This window comes from Rhodopseudomonas parapalustris (genome assembly GCF_053772255.1).
In genome coordinates, this window is record NZ_JAMKBZ010000015.1 from 67,321 (window position 1) to 90,942 (window position 23,622).

Annotated in this window: 18 protein-coding genes and 1 tRNA gene; 10 read left to right on the top strand and 9 right to left on the bottom strand. The window is 66.6% G+C overall.

Annotated features, from left to right (window positions below; translation table 11 throughout):
- The first annotated feature begins 191 nt into the window (after positions 1 to 191).
- Positions 192 to 668 carry an Hsp20 family protein gene (locus M9H71_RS14765; protein ID WP_455405721.1) on the top strand — a complete coding sequence of 159 codons (477 nt, stop codon included), beginning with the start codon at positions 192 to 194 and terminating at the stop codon, positions 666 to 668.
- Positions 669 to 802: 134 nt separating this feature from the next.
- On the opposite strand, the gene M9H71_RS14770 is transcribed toward M9H71_RS14765, so the two are convergent.
- Positions 803 to 1,585, bottom strand: a complete 783-nt coding sequence (locus M9H71_RS14770; RefSeq protein WP_455405722.1) for a hypothetical protein — start codon at positions 1,583 to 1,585, stop codon at positions 803 to 805.
- A gap of 458 nt (positions 1,586 to 2,043) precedes the next feature.
- Between M9H71_RS14770 and gltB the strand changes: the two genes are divergently transcribed.
- Together gltB and M9H71_RS14780 are read left to right on the top strand one after the other, a co-directional pair.
- Positions 2,044 to 6,771: a glutamate synthase large subunit gene (gltB, locus tag M9H71_RS14775; RefSeq protein ID WP_455405723.1), complete on the top strand. Its 4,728-nt coding sequence runs from the start codon at positions 2,044 to 2,046 to the stop codon at positions 6,769 to 6,771.
- 156 nt (positions 6,772 to 6,927) lie between these two features.
- Positions 6,928 to 8,382 carry a glutamate synthase subunit beta gene (locus tag M9H71_RS14780; protein ID WP_455405724.1) on the top strand — a complete coding sequence of 485 codons (1,455 nt, stop codon included), beginning with the start codon at positions 6,928 to 6,930 and terminating at the stop codon, positions 8,380 to 8,382.
- Positions 8,383 to 9,696: 1,314 nt separating this feature from the next.
- Here the strand turns inward: M9H71_RS14780 and M9H71_RS14785 are convergent.
- A complete protein-coding gene (locus M9H71_RS14785) occupies positions 9,697 to 10,473 on the bottom strand; it encodes an SDR family NAD(P)-dependent oxidoreductase (protein ID WP_455405725.1) in 777 nt (258 codons plus the stop codon).
- Positions 10,474 to 10,613: 140 nt separating this feature from the next.
- Between M9H71_RS14785 and M9H71_RS14790 the strand changes: the two genes are divergently transcribed.
- Complete coding sequence (locus tag M9H71_RS14790; RefSeq protein ID WP_455405726.1) at positions 10,614 to 11,348, top strand: SDR family NAD(P)-dependent oxidoreductase; 735 nt, start codon at positions 10,614 to 10,616, stop codon at positions 11,346 to 11,348.
- A 271-nt stretch (positions 11,349 to 11,619) separates the two neighbouring features.
- Here the strand turns inward: M9H71_RS14790 and M9H71_RS14795 are convergent, their stop codons facing one another.
- The 3 genes from M9H71_RS14795 to M9H71_RS14805 all read right to left on the bottom strand — a co-directional run bounded on the left by M9H71_RS14795 (position 11,620) and on the right by M9H71_RS14805 (position 15,951).
- Complete coding sequence (locus M9H71_RS14795; RefSeq protein WP_455405727.1) at positions 11,620 to 13,218, bottom strand: SGNH/GDSL hydrolase family protein; 1,599 nt, start codon at positions 13,216 to 13,218, stop codon at positions 11,620 to 11,622.
- A gap of 148 nt (positions 13,219 to 13,366) precedes the next feature.
- Positions 13,367 to 14,287, bottom strand: a complete 921-nt coding sequence (gene dapA, locus M9H71_RS14800) for a 4-hydroxy-tetrahydrodipicolinate synthase (protein ID WP_455405728.1) — start codon at positions 14,285 to 14,287, stop codon at positions 13,367 to 13,369.
- A 245-nt stretch (positions 14,288 to 14,532) separates the two neighbouring features.
- Positions 14,533 to 15,951 carry a lytic murein transglycosylase gene (locus M9H71_RS14805; RefSeq protein ID WP_455405729.1) on the bottom strand — a complete coding sequence of 473 codons (1,419 nt, stop codon included), beginning with the start codon at positions 15,949 to 15,951 and terminating at the stop codon, positions 14,533 to 14,535.
- Positions 15,952 to 16,139: 188 nt separating this feature from the next.
- Between M9H71_RS14805 and M9H71_RS14810 the strand changes: the two genes are divergently transcribed.
- A complete protein-coding gene (locus M9H71_RS14810; protein ID WP_455405730.1) occupies positions 16,140 to 16,772 on the top strand; it encodes a LysE family translocator in 633 nt (210 codons plus the stop codon).
- A gap of 16 nt (positions 16,773 to 16,788) precedes the next feature.
- Here M9H71_RS14810 and M9H71_RS14815 read toward each other — a convergent pair whose 3' ends face one another.
- The 3 genes from M9H71_RS14815 to M9H71_RS14825 form a co-directional block, all read right to left on the bottom strand.
- Positions 16,789 to 17,541, bottom strand: a complete 753-nt coding sequence (locus M9H71_RS14815) for a sulfite exporter TauE/SafE family protein (protein ID WP_455405731.1) — start codon at positions 17,539 to 17,541, stop codon at positions 16,789 to 16,791.
- 107 nt (positions 17,542 to 17,648) lie between these two features.
- Positions 17,649 to 18,431, bottom strand: coding sequence for a histidinol-phosphatase (gene hisN / locus M9H71_RS14820; RefSeq protein WP_455405732.1), 783 nt, complete (start codon positions 18,429 to 18,431; stop codon positions 17,649 to 17,651).
- Between the two features lie 528 nt (positions 18,432 to 18,959).
- Positions 18,960 to 19,847 carry an N-formylglutamate amidohydrolase gene (locus M9H71_RS14825; protein ID WP_455405733.1) on the bottom strand — a complete coding sequence of 296 codons (888 nt, stop codon included), beginning with the start codon at positions 19,845 to 19,847 and terminating at the stop codon, positions 18,960 to 18,962.
- A 308-nt stretch (positions 19,848 to 20,155) separates the two neighbouring features.
- Here M9H71_RS14825 and cpdR point away from each other — a divergent pair, with 308 nt between their 5' ends.
- The 3 genes from cpdR to M9H71_RS14840 all read left to right on the top strand — a co-directional run bounded on the left by cpdR (position 20,156) and on the right by M9H71_RS14840 (position 21,129).
- A complete protein-coding gene (cpdR, locus tag M9H71_RS14830) occupies positions 20,156 to 20,515 on the top strand; it encodes a cell cycle two-component system response regulator CpdR (RefSeq protein ID WP_011156442.1) in 360 nt (119 codons plus the stop codon).
- 84 nt (positions 20,516 to 20,599) lie between these two features.
- Positions 20,600 to 20,674, top strand: a tRNA-Val gene (locus M9H71_RS14835).
- 179 nt (positions 20,675 to 20,853) lie between these two features.
- The gene (locus M9H71_RS14840) at positions 20,854 to 21,129 is read left to right on the top strand and encodes a hypothetical protein (protein WP_455405734.1); all 276 of its coding nucleotides are present in this window, start codon (positions 20,854 to 20,856) and stop codon (positions 21,127 to 21,129) included.
- A 79-nt stretch (positions 21,130 to 21,208) separates the two neighbouring features.
- On the opposite strand, the gene M9H71_RS14845 is transcribed toward M9H71_RS14840, so the two are convergent.
- Positions 21,209 to 21,841, bottom strand: a complete 633-nt coding sequence (locus M9H71_RS14845) for a TetR/AcrR family transcriptional regulator (RefSeq protein ID WP_455405735.1) — start codon at positions 21,839 to 21,841, stop codon at positions 21,209 to 21,211.
- A 230-nt stretch (positions 21,842 to 22,071) separates the two neighbouring features.
- On the opposite strand from M9H71_RS14845, the gene M9H71_RS14850 reads away from it, so the two are divergent.
- Both M9H71_RS14850 and M9H71_RS14855 read left to right on the top strand, forming a co-directional pair.
- Positions 22,072 to 22,608: a (2Fe-2S)-binding protein gene (locus tag M9H71_RS14850; RefSeq protein ID WP_455405736.1), complete on the top strand. Its 537-nt coding sequence runs from the start codon at positions 22,072 to 22,074 to the stop codon at positions 22,606 to 22,608.
- Entirely contained in the window at positions 22,605 to 23,591 is a 987-nt protein-coding gene (locus M9H71_RS14855; protein WP_455405737.1) for an FAD binding domain-containing protein, read from the top strand. The genes M9H71_RS14850 and M9H71_RS14855 overlap by 4 nt, the downstream gene beginning before the upstream one ends.
- Positions 23,592 to 23,622 lie beyond the last annotated feature (31 nt).

Sequence of the window (23,622 nt, forward strand, 5' to 3'; positions counted from 1 at the left end):
TGGAAATCTGAATGAAGTCGGCGGGCGCGAACGGCCTCGGGACCCCTCTTGAACCCCGAAACACCCCTCCCATATCATCTCCGTGCAGGCCACACCAAGGGGTCAGGAACTGACTTCTCAGGCTGTACGGACGAGGCCCGGCCCGATGGCGGGCGGGTCGTCACATAGTCGCTTCTAGGAGGACTTTGACCATGCGTAGCTTCGATCTCACCCCGTTCTATCGTTCGACCATCGGTTTCGACCGCCTGTTCAATCTGCTCGACCAGACCGCTGCGGATGCGGCGGCGCCCGGCTATCCGCCCTACAACATCGAGCGGACCGGCGAGAATGCGTATCGCATCACTGTTGCGGTCGCGGGATTCTCTCCGTCCGAACTGTCGATCGTCAGCAAGGAGAATACGCTGACCATCAAGGGCGAGAAGGGCGGTGAAGAGGCCGCCAAGGCCGAAGTGCTGTATCGCGGTATCGCCGCGCGCGCCTTCGAGCGGGCATTCCAGCTCGCCGACTACGTCACGGTGAAGAACGCCAGCCTCGAAAACGGTCTGCTGCACGTCGATCTCGTGCGCGAGATTCCCGAGGCGAAAAAGCCGCGCAGCATTCCGATCAGCATCAGCGCTCAGGCGTCTCCGCAGGTGGTCACGGATAATTCCGAGAAGGCTGCCGCGTAACGCGCGGCCCACTCACAAGCGTTCTTTCGCTGCATAGCCACCACGCAAGCGCCCCAGGCAACCGGGGCGCTTTGCTGTCGGGAGGACCATGCTCTCCTTGACGGGAGCGACTCGCCGGAGAGCGGTACCGGCGGTTACTCCAGTCCCTGCACCGGCGGCATCGCTTCGGTCGGGCGGATGGTCGCGGAGGAGGGCTTGGCCTGCACCCGCGAAGGGCCTGCGGCCGACGGTACCGCGCTGGGCTGGGTCTGCACTGCCGCGGTATCCTGTTTGGTATTCTTGGCCGCGTCCTGCTTGGCCTGATCGAGGACCGGCTTGGAAGCGTCCTTGGCGACATCGGCGCCGACGGCTTTCGCGGCCCTGTCGCCGGCCGGGTGCTGCGGTGCCGGCCGCGGTAGTGGCGTCGCGGTCGGTCTGCTGGCGAGGCGCGCGACTGGTTTCGGCGGTCGCGGCGGATTGCGTTCGATGAAGCGCGGCAGCCCTTGGATCCGGCCGTAGCTGGCGACCGTGACCTCTTCCATTCGGTCGCCCATCTGCCAGGCCGGCATGAACCGGACCAGCCGGCCGGTGCGGGCGTCGATCACCAGACGGCCGTCGTCGCCGTCCGGATTGATCACCGCCATGGTGTAGACGAGGCCGCGCTGGCGCGGGTAGCCGAGCGGGGCGAACCCCTCGGCGCGCGCCGCCCGGGTGACCGCGTCCGGCGATAGCACGTCGAGCCCCTCGGCCGGCAGCGCCATGCGGCGCACCTCCCGCCGCGGCGGCGGAGGCGGCATCGCCGCGTAAGAGCCCTGAATGTCGGACACTTTGGTGATTGGCGGCCGTGCGTCGCCGCCGGCCGGCAGCGGATCGGCCATCGCCGTGGTTGCGGCGGTCGCGGCGAGACCGGCCGACATCATCCACCTTTTGAATTTCATGGTTCGAAGCTCCCTGCAGCGCCCGCCCCGTTCTTGCGCGGGCGGGAGCCTCGCGGGGGAATTTGACCCGGAGTTGGCTCAAACGCGGCGCATTTGTCGTGAATCCGCGGCGGCGGGGGCCGCATTGCGCCATCAAAATCGAGCCCGGACCGGCGCAACCGACCATCGAATGGGCGACGTGGGCGCGCTTGTGTGCTAGACAAAAATTTGGCAAAGTCGTGCTAGGACAGCATCGCTGTCTCATTTACGGTGGTAGCCCGGCACGGGGTTTGCAGCGTCACGCGAGGCGATTGACGTCGCGCGCGGCACCTGATTGTCCGTTGGGCGATATGGACACCGGGGTCTGAATACGCAAATCGTGGCTCGCGGAGCGCGAGCGGTGGCCCGGAGGGTGCCGCGAGCGTCCGAAGTGCGCCGATGCTGGAAGTGTATCCCCTCCCGGGATGAAGAGGACGAAGATGAGCGGGTCTGAGTACGAGCGCGAAAATATGGTTGCCAATGCGCTGACGGCGGACTCGGCTGTCAAAACCCCTGCGCGCGAGCACACTTGGCGTCCGCCGGCCGAAGGTCTGTACGACCTGTCGCGCGAGAAGGACGCCTGCGGCGTCGGCTTCATCGCCAACATCAAGGGCGTCAAGTCGCATCAGATCGTCCGAGATGCGCTGCGCATTCTGTGCAACCTCGAGCACCGCGGCGCCGTCGGCGCCGATCCGCGCGCCGGCGACGGCGCCGGCATTTTGGTGCAGATCCCGCACGCCTTTTTCAGCCGCAAGGCGACCGAGCTCGGCTTCTCGCTGCCGGCGCCGGGTGAATACGCCGTCGGCGCGCTGTTCATGCCGCGCGAGACGTCGTGGCGGAAGGTGATCAAGAGCATCATCGAGGATCGGATCAAGGCCGAAGGGCTGACCTTCCTCGGCTGGCGCGACGTGCCGACCGACAATTCCTCGCTCGGCGAGACCGTGAAGCCGACCGAGCCGGCCAACATGCAGGTGTTCATCGGCCGCGGCAGTGCAGCCAAGTCCGAGGACGAGTTCGAGCGCCAGCTCTACATCCTGCGCAAGTCGATCTCGAACGCGATCTATCAGCGCCGCGAGCGTGGCCTTGCCGGCTATTATCCGGTGTCGCTGTCGTGCCGCACCGTGATCTACAAGGGCATGTTCCTGGCCGACCAGCTCGGCAAGTACTATCCCGACCTCAACGAAGACGATTTCGCCAGCGCGCTGGCGCTGGTGCATCAGCGGTTCTCGACCAACACCTTCCCGACCTGGTCGTTGGCGCATCCGTACCGCATGGTCGCGCACAACGGCGAGATCAACACGCTGCGCGGCAACGTCAACTGGATGGCGGCGCGCCAGGCGTCGGTGCATTCGGAGCTGTACGGCAAGGACATCAGCCGGCTGTGGCCGATCTCCTACGAAGGCCAGAGCGACACCGCCTGCTTCGATAACGCGCTCGAATTCCTGGTGCGCGGTGGCTACTCGCTGCCGCACGCGGTGATGATGATGATTCCGGAAGCGTGGGCCGGCAACCCGCTGATGGACGAGAAGCGCCGCGCCTTCTACGAGTATCACGCTGCGCTGATGGAGCCGTGGGACGGCCCCGCCGCGCTCGCTTTCACCGACGGCCGCCAGATCGGCGCCACGCTCGACCGTAACGGCCTGCGCCCGGCGCGCTATCTCGTCACCAAGGACGACCGCATCGTGATGGCGTCCGAAATGGGCGTCCTGAAGATTCCGGAAGACCAGATCGTCACCAAGTGGCGGCTGCAGCCCGGCAAGATGCTGCTGGTCGATCTCGAGCAGGGCCGGTTGATTCCGGACGAAGAGATCAAGGCGCAGCTCTCCGCCAGCCATCCTTATGCCGACTGGCTGCATCGCACCCAGATCGTGCTCGAAGAGCTGAAGGAAGCGCCGGTCAAGGGCCAGCGCTCCAACCTGCCGCTGCTCGATCGGCAGCAGGCGTTCGGCTACACCCAGGAAGACATCTCGATCCTGCTGACACCGATGGCGTCGACCGGCGAGGAAGCCTCGGGCTCGATGGGCAACGACACCCCGCTGTCGGCGCTGTCGGACAAGCCGAAGCTGCTCTACACCTACTTCAAGCAGAACTTCGCCCAGGTCACCAATCCGCCGATCGATCCGATCCGCGAAGAACTGGTGATGAGCCTGGTGTCGATCATCGGGCCGCGGCCGAACCTGTTCGACACCGAAGGGCTCGCCGGCACCAAGCGTCTCGAAGTGCGTCAGCCGATCCTCACCGACGGCGATCTCGAGAAGATCCGCTCGATCTCCGAGATCGGGGATTCGCACTTCAAGTCGCGCACGCTCGACACCACCTTCCATTCGGCGCTCGGCGCCTCCGCGATGGAGCAGGTGCTCGATGACCTCAACGCCCGTGCCGAATCCGCGGTGCGTGACGGCGTCAACATCATCATCCTGAGCGACCGCGCCGCCGGTGCCGATCGGATTCCGATCCCGGCGCTGCTGGCCTGCGCTTCCGTGCATCATCACCTGATCCGCACCGGCCTGCGTACCTCGGTCGGTCTGGTGGTCGAGTCGGGCGAGCCGCGCGAAGTGCATCACTTCGCCTGCCTGGCCGGCTTCGGCGCCGAGGCGATCAATCCGTATCTCGCCTTCGAGACCATCATCGCGCTCAAGGACCGGCTGCCGGCCAAGCTCGACGACTACGAGATCGTCAAGCGCTACATCAAGTCGATCGGCAAGGGCCTGCTCAAGGTGATGTCCAAGATGGGCATCTCGACCTACCAGTCGTACTGCGGCGCGCAGATCTTCGACGCGGTCGGCCTGCGTCACGACTTCATCGCCAAGTACTTCGCCGGCACCCATTCGCAGATCGAAGGCGTCGGCCTCGCCGAAATCGCCGAAGAGACCGTGCGCCGCCATCGCGACGCGTTCGGCGAGGCGCTGGTGTACAAGACCGCGCTCGACGTCGGCGGCGAATACGCCTACCGCACCCGCGGCGAGGATCATGCCTGGACGGCGGATTCGGTCGCCACGCTACAGCATGCGGTGCGCGGCAATTCGCAGGAGCGCTACCGCGCCTTCGCCAAGCTGCTCAACGAGCAGCAGGAGCGGCTGCTGACGCTGCGCGGCCTGTTCAAGATCAAGGGCGCCGAGGCCGAAGGGCGCAAGCCCGTGCCGCTCGCTGAAGTCGAGCCGGCCGCCGAGATCGTCAAGCGGTTTTCGACCGGCGCGATGAGCTTCGGCTCGATCTCGCGCGAGGCGCACACTACGCTGGCGATCGCCATGAACCGGATCGGCGGCAAGTCGAACACCGGCGAGGGCGGCGAGGAGGCGGATCGCTTCAAGCCGATGGCCAACGGCGATTCGATGCGCTCGGCGATCAAGCAGGTCGCCTCCGGCCGGTTCGGCGTCACGACCGAATATCTCGCCAATTCGGACATGATCCAAATCAAGATGGCGCAGGGTGCCAAGCCCGGCGAAGGCGGTCAGTTGCCCGGCCACAAGGTCGACGCGACGATCGCGGCGGTGCGCCACTCGACCCCCGGCGTCGGCCTGATCTCGCCGCCGCCGCATCACGACATCTACTCGATCGAGGATCTGGCGCAGCTGATCTACGATCTGAAGAACGTCAATCCGTCGAGCGCGATCTCGGTGAAGCTGGTGTCGGAAATCGGCGTCGGCACTGTCGCGGCGGGCGTTGCGAAGGCGCGCGCCGACCACGTCACCATTTCGGGCTTCGAAGGCGGCACCGGCGCGTCGCCGCTGACCTCGATCAAGCACGCCGGCAGCCCGTGGGAAATCGGCCTCGCCGAAACCCACCAGACCCTGGTGCGCGAGCGGCTGCGGTCGCGCATCGCCGTCCAGGTCGACGGCGGCTTCCGCACCGGCCGTGACGTCGTGATCGGCGCGCTGCTCGGTGCTGACGAGTTCGGCTTCGCCACCGCGCCGCTGATCGCGGCGGGCTGCATCATGATGCGCAAGTGCCACCTCAACACCTGCCCGGTCGGCGTCGCGACGCAGGATCCGGTGCTGCGCAAGCGCTTCACCGGCCAGCCCGAACACGTCATCAACTACTTCTTCTTCGTCGCCGAAGAAGTGCGCGAACTGATGGCGAGCCTCGGCTACCGCAGCTTCAACGAGATGGTCGGTCAGTCGCAGATGCTCGATCAGGCCGCTCTGGTGGCGCACTGGAAGGCCAAGGGCCTCGACTTCTCCAAGCTGTTCTTCAAGCAGAAGGCGGAGAACGGCCAGACCATCTTCCACTCGGAAGTTCAGGATCATCATCTCGACAGCGTGCTCGACCGCAAGCTGATCGCCAAGTCGCAAGCGGCGATCGACCGCGGCGCGCCGGTGAAGTTCGAGATCGAAATCAACAACACCGACCGCTCCGCCGGCGCGATGCTGTCCGGCGAGGTGGCGAAGCACTACGGCCATGCCGGCCTGCCGGCCGACACCATCCAGGTCCACCTCAAGGGCACCGCGGGGCAGGCGTTCGGCGCCTGGCTGGCGCGCGGCATCACCTTCGATCTCGAAGGCGAAGGCAACGACTACGTCGGTAAGGGCCTGTCGGGCGGCAAGATCATCGTCCGGCCGCCGGCGATCTCCGGCATCGTTCCGGAAGAGTCGATCATCGTCGGCAACACCGTGATGTACGGCGCGATCGAGGGCGAGTGCTACTTCCGCGGCATCGCCGGCGAGCGCTTCGCGGTGCGTAACTCCGGCGCGGTCGCGGTGGTCGAAGGCGCCGGCGATCATTGCTGCGAATACATGACCGGCGGCATCGTGGTGGTGCTCGGCAAGACCGGCCGCAACTTCGCCGCCGGCATGTCGGGCGGCGTCGCCTACGTGCTCGACGAGGACGGCTGCTTCGCCAAGACCTGCAACATGGCGATGGTCGAGCTCGAGCCGGTGCTGTCGGAGGAGATGATCAACGCCGGCGCGTTCCATCAGGCCGGCGATCTCGAAGCGCACGGCAAGGTCGATGTGTTCACCGATCTGCTCGGCGCCGACGTCGAGCGGCTGCATGTGCTGATTTCGCGTCACGCCAAGTACACCGGCTCCAAGCGCGCCCAGGACATCCTGGCGAACTGGAAGAGCTACTTGCCGAAATTCCGCAAGGTGATGCCGGTCGAGTACCGCCGCGCGCTGCGCGAGATGAAAGCCCGCGCCGCCGAGGAGCCGAAGATCGCGATCGGGGCGTAGTTACACCAGCGCTTCCTCGTCATTGCGAGCGAAGCGAAGCAATCCAGAAGCTCCTTGCGTTGAGCTGGATTGCTTCGTCGCTTCGCTCCTCGCAATGACGGAGAGTGCGTGCCAAGACACAAAGTCGAAGACAAGAATTCGAGGCGTCAGAGTTCGATGGGCAAGGTCACGGGGTTTCTGGAAATCGAGCGGCACGATCGCGCCTATGCGCCGGTTGCCGAGCGGATCAAGGGCTACAACGAATTCGTGGTGCCGCTCAGCGAGAAAGACCTGCGCGACCAGGCCGCCCGCTGCATGAATTGCGGCATCCCGTATTGCCACGGCACCGGTTCGGCGCAGCCCGGCACGACCGGCTGCCCGGTCAACAACCAGATCCCGGACTGGAACGACCTAGTTTACAACGGCTATTGGCAGGAAGCCTCCCGCACCCTGCACTCCACCAACAACTTCCCGGAATTCACCGGCCGGATCTGCCCGGCGCCGTGCGAGGCGTCGTGCACGCTGAACATCGACGACAACCCGGTCACCATCAAGACGATCGAATGCGCCATCGTCGACACCGCGTTCGACAACGGCTGGGTCAAGCCAGAAATCGCCGCGGTCAAGACCGGCCAGAGCGTCGCCATCATCGGCGCCGGCCCGGCGGGCCTCGCCTGCGCCCAGCAGCTGGCACGCGCCGGTCACGACGTCCACGTCTATGAGAAGTTCGCCAAGGCCGGCGGCCTGCTGCGCTACGGCATCCCGGACTTCAAGATGGAGAAAAATCTGATCGACCGCCGCGTCGCTCAGATGGAAGCCGAAGGCGTCACCTTCCACTACGGCACGCCAGTTGGCGGCAGCGCTGCGGGTGCGGTCGATCCGGCCGAGCTCTTGAAGCAGTACGACGCCGTGGCGCTGACCGGCGGTGCCGAAGCGCCGCGCGATCTGCCGATCCCGGGCCGCGAGCTTGCCGGCATCCATTTCGCGATGGACTTCCTCACCCAGCAGAACCGCCGCGTCTCCGGCGAAGCCGTGAACGGCACCGACATCCTCGCCACCGGCAAGAACGTGGTGGTGATCGGCGGCGGCGACACCGGCTCGGACTGCATCGGCACCTCGATCCGTCAGGGCGCCAAGTCGGTGACCCAGATCGAAATCATGCCGGCGCCGCCGGAGCGCGAGAACAAGGCGCTGACCTGGCCGAACTGGCCGATGAAGATGCGCACCTCGTCGAGCCAGGCCGAAGGCGCGCTGCGCGAATTTGCCGTGATGACGCAGTCGTTCGAAGGCGAGGGCGGCGTCGTCAAGAAGCTGAACTGCGTCCGCGTCGACGCCAAGTTCCAGCCGATCCCCGGCACCGAATTCGTGCTCGAAGCCGACCTCGTGCTGCTGGCGATGGGCTTCGTCTCGCCGGTCAAGGAAGGTCTGCTGACCCAGCTCGGCGTCGCGCTCGACCCGCGCGGCAACGTCGCCGCCGACCTGTCGCACTTCACCACTTCGGTCGACAAGGTGTTCGCCGCCGGCGACATGCGCCGCGGCCAGTCGCTGGTGGTCTGGGCGATCCGCGAAGGCCGCCTCTGCGCCCAGGCGATCGACCGCTTCCTGATGGGCGCGACGACCCTGCCGCGGTAAGCGGCGCGTAGCAGCGCCGTAGGATGGGTAGAGCGCAGCGAAACCCATCACCGCCTGGCCGCGCAGCGATGGGTTTCGCGTTGCTCAACCCATCCTACAGACGATCACTCACACAGGCGCCATGCGCGGGCTCGACCCGCCTGCGCGGCCGTAGCCGCTCCGGCGCAGCGAAGACCCGCGCATCCATTCGCGCGCGCAAGCGCGGCATCATCGAAATCGCCTAGGACGAAGAACGATGGATGGCCGGGTCAAGCCCCGCCATGCCGTGCGGGGCGAACTCACCACGCGTCATTCCGGGGCGCGACCGTAAGGACGCGAACCCGGAATCTCTTTGCTATCAGCTCGGGGTTCCGGGTTCGCTCGCGTTGCGAGCGCCCCGGAACGACGGTGCAGGGAGAGTCGCGGCGCGGACGACTAATCGCCCGAACTACCCTTAGCGGATAGCCCTCACGCATTCCTCGCCATCAGGCCGCCGTCGACCGGGCTCAAAACGCGCAGTGGAAATGCGCCTGCCGCCAAGGGGCAAAAATCAACGTTGACAAGTATGTCGAATAGGAATAAATACACATCACCTCTCCCATCGAGGGGCGCCTCCGGAGGCGTCTTGAGGCGGGGAGAGGGGCGGCGTCCTGCGTCGCGTGGTTCGCAGCCACGTGACCCGGGAGGCCGAGGGTCACCGTCCGCCGCTACTACGAGCGGCCGCCGCTTCAGAGGCTGGACGGGTACAGTGGAGGCCGGGGAAAGCCCGCAAACTCGCTGTGTCCCGGAAGAACGGTCCTTCGGCCCAAAGATCGCCGCGGTGGGCGCGCCGTGAGGCGTTGCGCGAGGGATCGCAAGCCCTCGCGACAAGATCCACCCTTAGCGCCGCACGGCGCGCCCCCGCCCCTCGCTGCGATAGCGACGGGCGCACAACTCGGGCTCATCGAGCCGCGAGAGCGATTGGCCGTGGCTGTTTGACAGTGTGGATCGGAGAATGTGGGGAGGCCGTGCGCTTGCGCCGCGCTGATGCGGCATCGCCCGACGTGATCGGGCGATCCGGTTGCAGAGCGTTGCTGTGATGGGGTGCCCTGACGTGACCGCTCGTGAATACTGGATCCCCGCCTGCGCGGGGATGACGGTTGAGGGTGGGGCGACGCTATGGCGGCGCTATCAGGTACAAACTATCCACGAGTCATTCCGGGGCACGCAGCGAAGCTGCGTGAACCCGGAATCTCTGGGCCGCATAACGCTTCGGGGTTCCGGGTTCGCGTAGCTGTGCTACGCGCCCCGGAACGACGGTGCGGGGGGGCGAGGAACGCGGTCTCGCGTATCCCCTCACGCATTCCGTGCCATCAACCCGCCGTCGACCGGGATCACCGCGCCGGTGATGAACGAGGCGGCGGGCAGGCACAGGCTCAGTGTCATGTGGGCGACTTCTTCCGGGTCGCCGTAGCGGTGCAAAGCGGTGCGGCGGCGGGCGTATTTCTGCTTGTGCTCGGCGCTGATGCGGTCGGTCATGCCGGTGGTGATCGGGCCGGGGCAGATGCAGTTGACGGTGATGCCTTCGGGGCCGAGCTCGACCGCGAGCGAGCGTGTCAATCCGGTGACGCCGGCTTTGGCCGCCGAATACGGGCTGTGCGGCGCGGTGGCGCCGAGCGCTTCGGTGGAGGCGATGTTGACGATGCGCGGGCTCTGCGATTTGCGCAAATGCGGCAGCGCGGCGCGGATCACGCGGGGATGCGCGGTGAGCAGAATATTCAGCGCGCGCTCCCACACCGCCTCGTAGTTCGCATCATCGATCGGCAGCGCCGCCGAGATGCCGGCGTTGTTGATGACGATGTCGAGCCCGCCCAGCGTCTGCGCGATGTGCTCGACGCCGCTTTTGATCGCCTCGGCGTCACCGACATCGAGCGCGAACGCGGTCGCCTCACCGCCGCGCGCCTTGATGGCGTCGGCGACCGGCTGCGCGCCGGCCAGGGTGACGTCAGTGACTGCGACGCGTGCGCCTTCGTCGGCGAACACATGCGCGGTGGCGCGGCCCATGCCGCTCGCAGCGCCCGTGACGAGAACGCGCAGGCCTTTGACGGAACGGCTGAGGGGCTTGTACGACATCGGTTTCCTCCGGTTGTTTCTTGTTGCGGAATGTGCGGCGCGCCGGGCGCGCGGCCTTCCGATTGACAAGGCTGACATCGATCGACACACAGGTCAAACGTCGCGCAGACGACGAACAACAAACAAACAGGAGGACGCGCGTGAGCGATCTCGATTTCAGCGGCAAGCAGGTTCTGGTGGTCGGCGGCTCGAGCGGCATCGGCAACGGCATCGCACAGGCGTTCCGCACCCGCGGCGCCGAAGTCTGCGTCACCGGCACGCGAGCGGCCCCATCGGACTATGCCGTCGAAGACGGCAGCAACTTCGATGGACTGACCTACGTCCAGCTCGACGTCGGCAAGGCGCAGGCGGTCGACGCGTTCGCCCCGCCGATTCAAAAGCTCGACGTGCTGGTGCTGGCGCAGGGCGCGGTGATCTATCGCCGCGGCGAGTTCGAGATGGACGGCTTCCGCCACGTCATGGAAGTCAATCTGATGAGCCTGATGGCCTGCGCGTCGAAATTCCACGCCCAGCTCAAAGCGTCGTCCGGCAAGCTGATCATCGTGTCGTCGACCGCGGCATTCCATGCCACCAAGGGCAACCCGGCCTACAACGCCTCCAAGACCGGCGCTTACGGCCTGACCCGGACGCTGGCGCAGGCGTGGGCCGAGGACGGCATCCGCGTCAACGGCATCGCGCCGGGCCTGGTCGATACCAAGATGACCAAGGTCACCACCGACAATCCGAAGCGGCTCGCCGGCGCGATCGAAGGGATTCCGATGAAGCGCCTCGGCACCCCCGAAGACATGGCCGGCGCCGCGCTGTTCCTCGCCTCGCCGCTGTCGGCCTATGTGCTCGGCCAGACGCTGGTGGTCGATGGCGGGCTGATTTTGTAGCAGAGCCTGCAGGATGGGTTGAGCGGAGCGAAACCCATGCGGGACGCGCGGCAGGATGGGTTTCGCTCCGCTCAACCCATCCTACGAACTAACTGGGCGTCATTCCGGGGCACGCGCAAAGCGCGTGAGCCCGGAATCCATATCCGCCGAAGTGGCGGTTATGTCGCGACGTTTATGGCTACAGCCTCGCGAAATCATGAACGCTGCGGCGTATGGATTCCGGGCTCGCGCTGCGCGCGCCCCGGAATGACCAACGACAGGGGCGTGCGCCTCAGCGGAAGATCGAGAAGAAGCCCGACGCGCTCGGCGGCGGGGCGCGGCGGCCCTGCTGCTGCTGGCCGCCGAATCCGAAGAAGCCGGATGCGGTCGGCGGCGGCGGTGGCGGGGCGGAGCGCGCGACCCGGCGCTGCGGCTGCTGCGGCGATGCGGCGGTGTTGCCCGACGAGCCGCTGCTCGGTTTGGCGCTCGCCACCGGGACTTCCGGCTTCGGCGGCTCCTTCGGCGGCGGCGGTTCCTGGGCCTTCTCGATCGAAACTTCGCGGCGCGGCCAGACGTCGTCGTCGGCGCGGCCGGCGGGAGCGGACAACGGTTCGCCCTTCACCAGCGTGCGCGCCACCAGCGCATCGACCGGAGCGGGCTGCGTGCCGGGGCCGCCGAGCAGGCGGTCGGTCGAAACCGAGGAGGCGACCAGCGGCAGGATCGGACCGGCCACCGGGCGCGGCGCCGGGCCGCTCGGCGGCTTGGCCTCTTCGGGGCTCGCCGGCTCGGTCGGCAGCGCGATCGGTCCGCTGCGCGCCGCCAGCAGCCGGGCGATCTCGCGCTCGGCGTAATGCGCCAGCTTGCGGGCGCCGGCCTTGGTGAAATACACGCCGTCATAGGAGCGCAGCCGGCGGATCTGGCCCTCGAAATCCGGGCCCTGCAGCACGTAGCGGCCGCCTTCGTCGACGAAGCCGTCCCAGACGTCGACATAAGTGATGCCGGCCTTGGCGGCGCCTTCGCGGAACAGCGCGTTGAGAAACTGCATGTCCGAGGTCGCCTTGGTGCCGCGCACCGCCGGCAGGCCGACCCACAGAATCGGGACGTTCTTGGCCTTGAGGACGTTGATCAGCTCTTCGATCTTCTTGGCATACAGCTCCGACCAGCGATCGTCGCGGAACTGGGCGACGCCGCTCGCGGCGCGCTTGCCCTTCTCGGTCATGATCCGCAGCGAATCGTCGTCGTCCTCGTCGTCGTCCGCCGCATTGTCGGCGGCCTTGTCGTCCGGCTTGGCTTCCTCGCCGGGCTTGGCGGCCTTGTCGTCCTTCTTCTTGTCCTTGTCGGGCGTCGCCTGCTCGCGGATCGGAATCCGGTCGGACAGGCCGAGCATCACCACGATCGCGTCCGGGTTCTCCTGGGCCATCACCTCCTTGGCGGCGGCGACCCAGTCCGACGGCTCGCCCTTCGGGGCGTAGCGCAACAGGCCGGAGATGGTCTTGAATTTGCGCACCACGCCCATTTCGGGCTGCTCAGTGTAGGCCTGCTCCAGGCCGTAGCCGAGCCAGTCGGCCATCGAGTCGCCGAGCACCAGCACGGTGCGGTCCGGCACGGTGTCACGCTTCTCCGGCCCCGGCGCTTTGGAATAGTCCTCGCGCGGTGCCGGCCGGCGCTGCGGCTGGTTCTGATGGAACGGCTGGAACACGTCGTTGCCGAACCAGCCGAAACCGCCGCCGCCACGCTGCTGCTGGCGCTGCGGCGGGCCGCCGCCGAAATCGAAGAACTGCGCCGAGGCCGGCGCGGCGATGCCGACCAGCAGCACGCCGGCGACCGCCAGCACGGCCAGCGGGCCGCGCTCGGTGAAGACGCCAAAAAACGATCTCGGCTTGTCGGACATGCGGATCTTGCGCAATCGCTACCGTTCGGTACGGGAGCTGATCCCTATACTAGCGGATTCGGGCCGCAACCGGGCAGCTTTCGCTGGCTCCATAAGGCGGTCCCGGCCTCGCCCGTCAAGGGCTTCGGCCGGGCCGTGCGTGGGCCGTTCAGGCCGCCGATCGGCCGGACCACAGCCGGGCGTCGAGCGCGGCGGCGAGCGGCGCGGAGACCGGCGTCATCGGCAGCCGCACCTCGGGGCTGTCGATCAGCCCGCGCCGCCACAGCGCATGCTTGATCGGCGCCGGCGAGGGCTCGGCGAACAGCAGCTTCGGCAGGTCGGCGAGCCGTTGCCATTCGGTCGTCCCGCCGAGCCGGTCGCCGGCCTGCAGCCGATACATCATCGCGGCGAACGCCTCGGTCTCCAGATGTGCGGAGGCCAGGATCGCGCCGTCGCAGCCGCGGCTCAGCGCATCGAAAGCGAGCGCGTCCTCGCCGGTGAGCACTGCAAAGCCCGGCGGCCGCAGCCGCAGCAGCTCCGCGGTCTGCGCCGGATCGGCGCAGCAATCCTTGACGCCGACGATGCTGGCGCGCTCGGCGAGCCGCAGCATCGCCTCGTTGTGCAGATTGACGCCGGTGCGATACGGGATGTTGTAGATCAGGATCGGCCGCGTGGTGGCGTCGGCCGCGGCTTCGAAATGCAGTACCATCCCGTGCTGCGACGGGCGGGTGTAATACGGGCAGGCGATCAGCACGCCATCGACCGGCCAGCGCGCGGTCCGCTGCAGCGCCTTGGTAAGCTTGCGCGTGTCGCTGCCGGACAGGCCGAGATACACCGGCAGCTTGCGGCCGCCGGCCGCCAGCGCGTCGGCGCTCAGCATCACCAGGCGCTCGAGCTCGTCTTCGTCCAGCGTCAGCCCTTCGCCGGTGGTGGCGCCTAGGATCATCCCGTCGAGCGGGGCGCGTGCGTAGTGCGCGATCAGCCGGCGCAGCGATGCGGCGTCGAGCTCGCCGTCGCGAAACGGCGTGATCAGCGGCAGCCACAGCCCGCGCGGCGGCGTTTGGTCGGGTTGGTCGGTGCAGGTGTCCATCTTCGATCTCCTTGGCGGACCGGAAGACGGAGCAGCAACAAAAAACCCCGTCGAAACCGGCGGGGTTGGGTGCATGCGTGAAGGCGAAACTGATCTATCGCGCGCGCAAGCCACCGGCCCCTAAAGGAGCGCGGCTTTTCGATTTCGAAGCGGTGGCACGAACGATCATGCGGCGGAAGATGCGTCGGCAGAAAGGTCGATGTCAATCGAGAGTCACTCGGCCGTCGGTGAAGTTGGAGCACCAGCTACCTTCCTCTCAACCTCTCCAACATCTCCCCGGTTGCGAACCCGTCCGCGGGCGCGCCGATCGAGGCCTGGAAATTGCGCAGCGCTTCGCGGGTCATGCTGCCGAACTGGCCGTCGGGGGTGCCGCGGTAGAAGCCGCGGCTGGCGAGGAGCTGTTGCAATTCCAGCTTTTCGGTGCGGGACAGCGCCTTTTCCTGGCGCGGCCAGTCCTGGACGAACGGGCCGCCGCCGCGCAGCCGGTCGGCGAAATGGCCGATTGCCAGCGCGTAGGCCTCTGCCGGATTGTACTTCATGATCACCCGGAAATTGGTGAGCATCAGGAAGCCGGGGCCGTCGGCGCCGGCCGGCGCCAGCAGATAGGCCTTGTCGGACGGGCGCGGGAATGCCTGTCCGGTCGGGCGCTGCAGGCCCATCTGCTGCCACTGCCCCAGCGACTGGCTGTGGCGGCGGTCGGCCAGCATGTAGTTGAAGCCTTTCGGCACCACGACTTCGTAGCCCCAGGTCTCGCCGCTCTGCCAGCCGTCCTTCTTCAGGTTGTTGGCGGTCGAGGCGATCAGGTCGTAGGGGTTGTCGACGACGTCGCGGCGACCGTCGCCGTCGGCGTCGACCGCGAAGCGCTTGAACGCGGTCGGCATGAACTGGGTCGGACCGAACGCGCCGGCCCAGGAGCCGCGAAGCTGCTCGGGCCGCAGATCGCCGCGATGCAGGATCTCCAGCGCGGTGAGGAATTCGTCCTTGAAGTACTTCTGGCGGCGGCCGACGCAGGCCAGCGTTGCGGTCGAATTGACCACGTAGCGATCGCCCATCTGGGTCGAGTAGTTCGATTCGATGCCCCAGATCGACGCGATGATGTAGCGGTCGACGCCGTAGGCGCGCTCGACGGCGTCGAACTGCGGCTTGTACTGCGCCAGGATCTCGCGGCCCCTGGCGAGGCGGGTGTCGTTCACCAGGATGTCGAGATAATCCCAGATCGACTTGGTGAACTCCGGCTGGGAGTCCATCAGGTCCATCAGCCGCAAATCGGGGCTGAGGCCCGCGGTGAAACGCGCAAAGCTTTCGCGCGAGATGCCGCGGCGCGCGGCGTCCGGCCACATCGAGGCGACGCAATTGTCGGAATTCGCCGCGGCCTGCCGGATCGCCGCCGCGGTCATCAGTGGATGGCCTGAGGCGCCGTCCTCACCGCTCCATTCTGTGGTTGCGCGCACCGGCGCTGCGACCGGCGCCTGAGCTGGGGCGTTGACCGGCTGCGGCGCGGCGCCGGCGGGCCGGTTGCCCGGCAGCGCGCCGGTGAACAGGTCGAAGATCGCGAACGGATTGTTGCGCTCGGCGGTCTGTGCGGTCGCCGCGGCCGGCAGCAACGCTGCGCCGATCAGTGCGGCCGTTGCCGCGCGCGCCAGCCGATTGTGAGTTGCCGTCATCGATCGATCCCGTCTGCTCGCATCTGCCCCCGGCCGCGAGGAGGCCAGTTCGACGTTTCGATCAGCTTAACAAAGCGTTTTTTTGGCGTCAGCGGCCGTACCGATGCGGCGCCGCCGTGGCGGACTTGACGGCCGGCGCATTTCGCGGCCGAGATGCCCGAAACCGCCGCAACACAGGGGCAGCCGCGATGCTCGGCATTCACGATTTTGGGCTGTTCGTCGCGTCCGGACTGCTACTCAATGTCACGCCCGGGCCAGACACCGCCTACATCGTCGGCCGCGGCCTGCAATTCGGCTGGCGCGGCGGAGCGGCCGCCGCGCTCGGTGTCGGCACCGGCTGCCTGGTGCACGTCGCTGCCGCGGCTGCCGGCCTGTCGGCGCTGCTGATGGCTTCGACGCTGGCGTTCGGCGTGCTCAAGCTGGTCGGCGCCGCCTATCTGCTCTGGCTCGGGATGCGGATGCTGCTGGCCGGGCCAGCCGATTTTGCCGCGAGCACAGGCGCCGCTCCGGCGCTGTCGCTGCCGGCGGTGTTCCGCCAGGGCGTGCTCACCAATGTGCTGAACCCCAAGGTGGCGCTGTTCTTTCTCGCCTTCCTGCCGCAATTCGTCGCCGCCGATGCGCCGAACAAGGCGCTGGCGTTTCTCGTGCTCGGGCTGATCTTCGTGGTCAACGGCACGCTGTATTGTCTGGCGCTCGCCGCGTTCGCAGCGCGTGCGGCCGACCGGTTGCGCCGCTCCGGCACGGTGCTGCAGTGGATCAACCGCGGCCTCGGCGCGCTGTTCGTCGCGCTCGGCATCCGGGTGGCTTTGGCGCGCGTCTGATCGGGCCGCGCGGCGGTCAGCCGATCAGCTTCACCAGCGTGGTGGCGGCGAGATAAAGGCCGAGCCCGATCAGGGCGATCAGGAACCAGCGCCGGAACGTGTCGGGGTGCATCCGCGTCCGTACCGCCTGGCCGGCGAACATGCCGGCGAATGCCGCCACCATTGCGATCACGCCGGGCAGGGCGGTGGCCGTCGACAGCAGCCCGGCGTCGGTCAGGTTCACGGCCAGCGCCAGCGTCGCGGTGGTGAAGAACACGCCGAGCGCCTGCACCAGCTCGTCCTTCTCCATCCCGATCGCCTGCAGATACGGCATCGAGGGAATCACCTGGACGCCGGTCGCCGCCGAGATCACCCCGGTGATCAGTCCGACCGGGCCGCCGACCCATCGCTCGCGGTTCGGCGCGAGGTGAAAACGGTGCTTGCTCAGGCCGAGAATCCCGTAGGCCACCAGCAGCACGCCGAGCACCAGCGCGCCGTAGCGGGCGTAAGGCCCGGTCATCAGCCCGGCGCCGAGGCGGATGCCGATCACGGTGCCGAGCAGCAGCGGCCACAGCCGGCGCAAGATGTCGCGCAGATAGCTGCCGACGAAGGTCTGCCAGATGTTGGTGACGATCGCCGGCACGATCACGATGGCGACCGCCTGGGCCGGCGGCATTGCGATCGCCAGCAGTCCGATCGACACCGTCGGCAGGCCAAGGCCGATCACGCCTTTGATGAAGCCGGCAAAGGCGAACACCGCGGCGATCACGAACAGGAAGGAAACCGTCATCGGGCCAGCTAGCCCGATCCGCCAAGACCCGGCAACGGCGGCGCGAGGCGGAGGTCAATGCGCCTGGCGCGCAACTCGCGTCGCGCCAGGGACGATCGGCTTTCGGCTCAGCCGTTGAGGATCTTCATCGCGGCTTCATGCACGCGCTTGTCGCCGGCCGCGACGATCCGGCCGCCGTTCTGTGCCGGCTGGCCGTCCCAGGTGGTGATGATGCCGCCGGCGCCAGTGATGATCGGAATCAGGGCGGCGACGTCGTAGGGCTTCAGCTCGGTCTCGATCACCAGATCGAGCTGGCCGGCGGCGAGCATGCAATAGGAGTAGCAGTCGCCGCCGTAGCGGGTCAGCCGTGCCCCGGCCTGCACCTTCTCGAAGATCGCGCGGTCGGCATCGTTCATCAGCAGCGGCGACGTGGTGAACAGCACCGCGTCCTTGATTGCCGCACAGCGCCGCACCCCGAGCTTGCGCTCGCCGGACGGGCCCTTGTAGCTCGCCGAAGCGTTGTCGCCGGAAAAGCGTTCGCCGATGAACGGCTGGTGCATCATCCCGAACACCGGGGTTCCCTTGTGCAGCAGCGCGATCAGCGTGCCCCACACCGGAAAGCCCGCGATGAACGATTTGGTGCCATCGATCGGATCCAACACCCAGACGTAATCGGCGTCTTCGCGTTCGTTGCCGAACTCTTCGCCGACGATGCCGTGCTGAGGGAAGCTGGCCTTGATCAGCCGCCGCATCACCGCCTCGGCGGCGCGGTCGGCCTCGGTCACCGGATCGAAGTCCCGACCGGGCTGCTTGTTGTCGATCGTCAGCGAGGTGCGGAAGAACGGCAGAATGGTGTCGCCCGACGAGGTCGCAAGGCGGCCGATAAAGGCGGCGAAATCGATGACCGTCACGGGCGATCCTAAGGCGAGGGTTGCGGGCGAGGTATGGAACCGACCGTATCCGCACGGAGCGATCGTCCACCCTACGCCTCCTTTATTATGGCGGGCGAGTCTGGGTCCATAGCTTCGCGCGTCGGCAATAAGCCGGACGCACAGCTTTGATTGCGTCGCGGAAGGACGAGGAACCGGGCGGGAACAAGGCCACGGAACGGCCTCGCGTCCTTTGGTCGCGAGCGTTCCATCTCATTGATCTGGCTCAAAAAATCTCCGCAGTTTCGCGGCGCAGGCGATGCTCAGACATGCGTTTTTTGCATGAAGAAACGCCCAAAAACACTTGCTTTTTGTGCGGCGCGGCCGCATATTGTTGCGGTGCGGTAGCGCCTCGCGCTATCGCTGCCCTCCTTGGGCGTTTCCTCCCTAGACTTGGGCCGCTTGCCATCGCAAGCGGCCCTTTTTTCTGTCTTGGGCTCCTCGGATCTCCCGGCATCCACCGCATTGTCTCGGGAGAAGCACACCGGAAATCGGAACGGGCAGCAGCGGCTATTCAGCCGCGGCCTGGAACGGGCGAAGGTCGTCGAGCGGAATCGCCGCGAGCCCCTCGGCGAGACGGCCGAAATCCTCTGCCACCGCGTCGAACCGGTCGCTCCGCAATCGCAGCCGCTCGTCCATATAGATCGCGCGATTGAGCTCGACCTGGACGGTGTGCAGCCCGGTGCCCGGGTTGCCGTAATGCTCGGTGATGAAGCCGCCCGCATAGGGCTTGTTGCGGCCGGTCGAATAGCCGCGCGCCGCCATCGTCTCTTCGATCACGGCGGCGATCAGCGGCGAGCAACTGGTGCCGTAGCGATCGCCGATCACGATGTCCGGCCGCTTCGGCTCGTCGCGCGAGATGCCGACCGACGGCATCGAATGGCAGTCGACTAGAATCACCGAGCCGAACTGCTGGTGCGCCTGATTGATCAGCCGGCGCAGCGCACGGTGATACGGCTTGTACAGCGTCTCGATCCGGCCGAGCGCGTCGTCGATCGGAATGCGCTCGTGATAGATCTCCTGGCCGTCGCCGACCACGCGCGGGATCGTCCCGAGGCCGCCGGCGACCCGCATCGATCGGGTGTTGGCGAAGCTCGGCAGCCGTCCGTTGAACATCCGCGGGTCGAGTTCGTAAGGCTCGCGATTGACGTCGATATAGGAGCGCGGGAAATGCACCCGCACCACCGGAAACCCGTCGTGGATCAGGTGGCCGATCAGCTCGTCGACGAACGAATCTTCGGAGCGCTGCAGCGCTTCGAGATCGATCCGCGAGGCGTTCAGGAAGGCGTTCGGATACACCGAGCCGGAATGCGGTGAGTTGAAAATAATCGGCGCGCGCCAGATCGCCGGTTCGGCAATCTCGAAGGCGGGGGAGAACTCACCGTCGAACTCGGTCATCGTTGTCCGCCACCTGTCAGATTCGCCGTTCTCCTGTCTGGCCGAAAGCGCGTCTGGTGATTTGATGGGCGGTATTGTCGGCAATCGGGCCGGCGCTGCCAAGCAAAATCCTTCCAGAAGCGGAGGCAGAACGCCGAGGCCGAGCAAAAGTGCCGATCTTGATTTGTTGATTCAGGATGCGATCGGGCGCAGGGTTATCCACACCTCTTGCTCGCGATGGGCCGCGGGAATTTCACCCGAAATTTACCAGACTTCGGTCTAAGTGGATCGATCGGTTCTCCTCGCCCGGATTTGAAGTTCCAGTCACCATGCACAAGATCCTTCTCGCCGAAGACGACAACGACATGCGCCGCTTCCTGGTGAAGGCGTTGGAAAACGCAGGCTTCCAGGTTTCCTCGTTCGACAACGGCATGTCGGCCTATCAGCGGCTTCGCGAAGAGCCGTTTGAAATGCTGCTGACCGACATCGTGATGCCGGAGATGGACGGAATCGAGCTGGCGCGCCGCGCCTCCGAGCTCGATCCCGACATCAAGATCATGTTCATCACCGGATTCGCCGCGGTGGCGCTGAATTCCGATTCGGATGCGCCGAAGAACGCCAAGGTCCTGGCCAAGCCCGTGCACCTGCGGGAATTGGTCAGCGAAGTGAATAAGATGCTCGCCGCCTGAGATTGGCGTCGAAATCCTGCTTTGGTGTCCTTGCCTGACCGGCCCGGAGCCGATATAGGGACGCCACCCGTGAAGACGATCTGAGGGCGCGTAGCTCAGCGGGAGAGCACCTCGTTGACATCGAGGGGGTCACAGGTTCGATCCCTGTCGCGCCCACCATCCTCAGATCCCGTCATCGTTAGATCCCATCATCCTCAGCTCCTATCGTCTCCTCCAGCGCTGCTGGTTGCAGGTCCCGGGACCCGCAATCCTTTGGGTGCGCTGGCGTTCCGTTGGGAACGAAGCGGCCTGCGACGAATTGGCTCAGCATCGCCATTTTGACGCATGGGAGCGACACGATGATCAAGCAGATTGCCATCACCGCCGCCGCGCTGGCGGCTGTCTCGGCCGCCGTCATCACGCCGGCCACTGCCGACGAGGTCGGCATCGGCGTCGGCCCGGTAGGGGTCACCGTCGGGACCAGCCACGGTCCGTATTACGATCGCGACGACCACTATGTGGTCCGCGAGCGACGGGTCTATCGCGAGCGGGAGCCTGACGAGACGGTCGTGGTTCGACGCCACTACCGCGACGAGCCGCGCCGCCGCGTGATCATTGAGCGCGACGACGATTAAGACGGCCAACCAAACGTCGAACGGCCTCCTGTTGCGGAGGCCGTTGTCGTTGGCGGGGCCGTGTCGTCGGCGGGGCCCATCAAGCCGAATCGGCGGCGGGCTTGCGGCCGCTCGCGGCCCCGTAGCGCAGGCCGTCGATCAGCAGTGCGACCATTCGCCTGGTATGGGCGGGGTCGCCGCCGGGCGCCGAGGTGCAGAGCTGCGCGACGGCCTTGAGCAGATCGAACGGGTCGACGTCGCGCCGCACTTCGCCCGCGGCGCCGGCCGCATCCAGCAAGGATTGCAGCGCCGGGCGAAGCCGCTGTTCGAAATAGGCCGGCAGGCTGTCATAGGCCGGATTGCCGGAATACAGCGCCGCAGCCAAACCGCGCTTGGTGGCGACGAAATCGACGTAATGCTGCATCCACTGCGACAACGCATCGACCGGCGGATACTCTTTGGCCAGCGTCGCGGCCGCGTCCGCACAGCAATCGACTCCGTTGCGAAACACCGCGACGATCAAATCCGACCGCTGCGGGAAGTGCCGATACAGCGTGGCGATCCCGACGCCGGCCTTCTCGGCGATCTCGCGCACCGGCGCATCGACGCCCGAGGTGGCGAACACCGCCAGCGCCGCGTCGAGCAGCGTCTTCAGATTGCGCTGCGCGTCCGCCCGGACCCGGCGCGGCGCGCGGGCCGCGGACGTGCCTTTCCGGGGCGGCTTTTCGGACACAAAAATACCTCTTGATAAACGGAACAATGTTCCGTATAAGGAGTTGCTGGTTCGTTATCTCATATCGAACCCCGCCGGGCTACGCGGCCTCGGCCAAACAACCAGCGCTCAGAACCAACCAACCGCTCAGCGGTTCTCGAATTTTCCGTCTCGCACATTTTCGTCTCGCAAGACGTGCGCGCGAACACGACCGCTTGCGCGTTGCTTCATCCCGTCCCGAAGGAGGTCCTATGACCGCTGATCGCACTGCCGCGCCCATCGCGGCGATCCGCATCAATGGAGTCGACTGTCCGGTCCCCTCAGATCCGCGCGTTTCGCTGCTCGATCTGCTGCGCGAGACCCTGAACCTGCACGGCACCAAGAAGGGTTGCAACCAAGGCGCCTGCGGCGCCTGCACGGTGCTGGTCGATGGCGAACGCATCGTGTCGTGCCTGTCGCTCGCCGTGCAGCACGCCGGGCGCAGCGTCACGACCATCGAAGGTCTCGCGAGCGGGGAGGGACTGCATCCTCTGCAGCAGGCCTTCATCGACCACGACGGCTTCCAGTGCGGCTACTGCACGCCGGGGCAGATCTGCTCGGCGGTCGGCATGGCGGCCGAGCTGCAGCGCGGCGTGCCGAGCCACGTCACCCGCGATCTTGCGCAGGAGCATGTCGCGCCGACCGACGACGAGATCCGCGAACGCATGAGCGGCAATCTGTGCCGCTGCGGCGCACACAACGGCATCATCGCGGCGATCCGCGACAGCTATGCGGAGGCAGCGGAATGACTCCTTTCGATTACTCCCGCGCCGGCAACGTTGCCGAAGCCGTGCGGCTCGGCGCCGCTGCGCAGGCCAAGTTTCTCGGTGGCGGCACCAATCTGGTCGACCTGATGCGCGAGACGATCGAGCACCCGGCGGCGTTGGTGGATATCACCGGACTGCCGGCGGAGATCGCCGAGCGTGACGACGGCGGCCTCATCATCGGCGCGGCGGTGCGCAACACGACGCTCGCCGAGCATCGCGCGGTGCGCCGGCGCTATCCGATGTTGTCGCGTGCCATTTTGGCGGGCGCCTCGGCGCAGATCCGCAACATGGCGACGGTCGGCGGCAACCTGCTGCAGCGGACACGTTGTCCTTACTTTTACGACGACGCCGGCTCGCGCTGTAACAAGCGTCAGCCGGGCCAGGGCTGCGACGCGATCGACGGCTTCAATCGCAACCACGCGATCCTCGGCGCATCGGAGGCGTGCGTCGCGACGCATCCGTCGGACATGTGCGTGGCGCTCGCCGCGCTGGACGCGGTGGTGCATCTCGAAGGTCGCAACGGGACGCGCGTGCTGCCGTTGGGCGACTTGCATCGCCTGCCGGGCGACCGTCCGGATCAGGAGACAAGCCTGCAGCCCGGCGAACTGATCACTGCGATCGAGCTGCCGGCGCAGCCGATCGCAGCGCGCTCGGCCTATCGGAAAGTGCGCGATCGTTCCAGCTACGCGTTCGCGCTGGTCTCGGTCGCCGCTGCGCTCGAGGCCGAAGGCGGAAAAGTGAAGGACGTCCGGCTGGCGCTCGGGGGTGTCGCCCATAAGCCGTGGCGGGCGCTGAAGGCCGAGCAGGCGCTCCGTGGTCGAGAGGCTTCGGCGGAGGCGTTCCGTGCCGCGGCCGAAGCGGAGCTCGCCGCTGCGGTGCCGCTGCGCGACAACGCCTTCAAGATCGAACTGGCCAAGCGAACGATCACTGCCGTTCTCGGCGAACTCGCAGGAGATGCCCGATGAGCATCATGGATGAAGCCAAACAGGCGGTGCG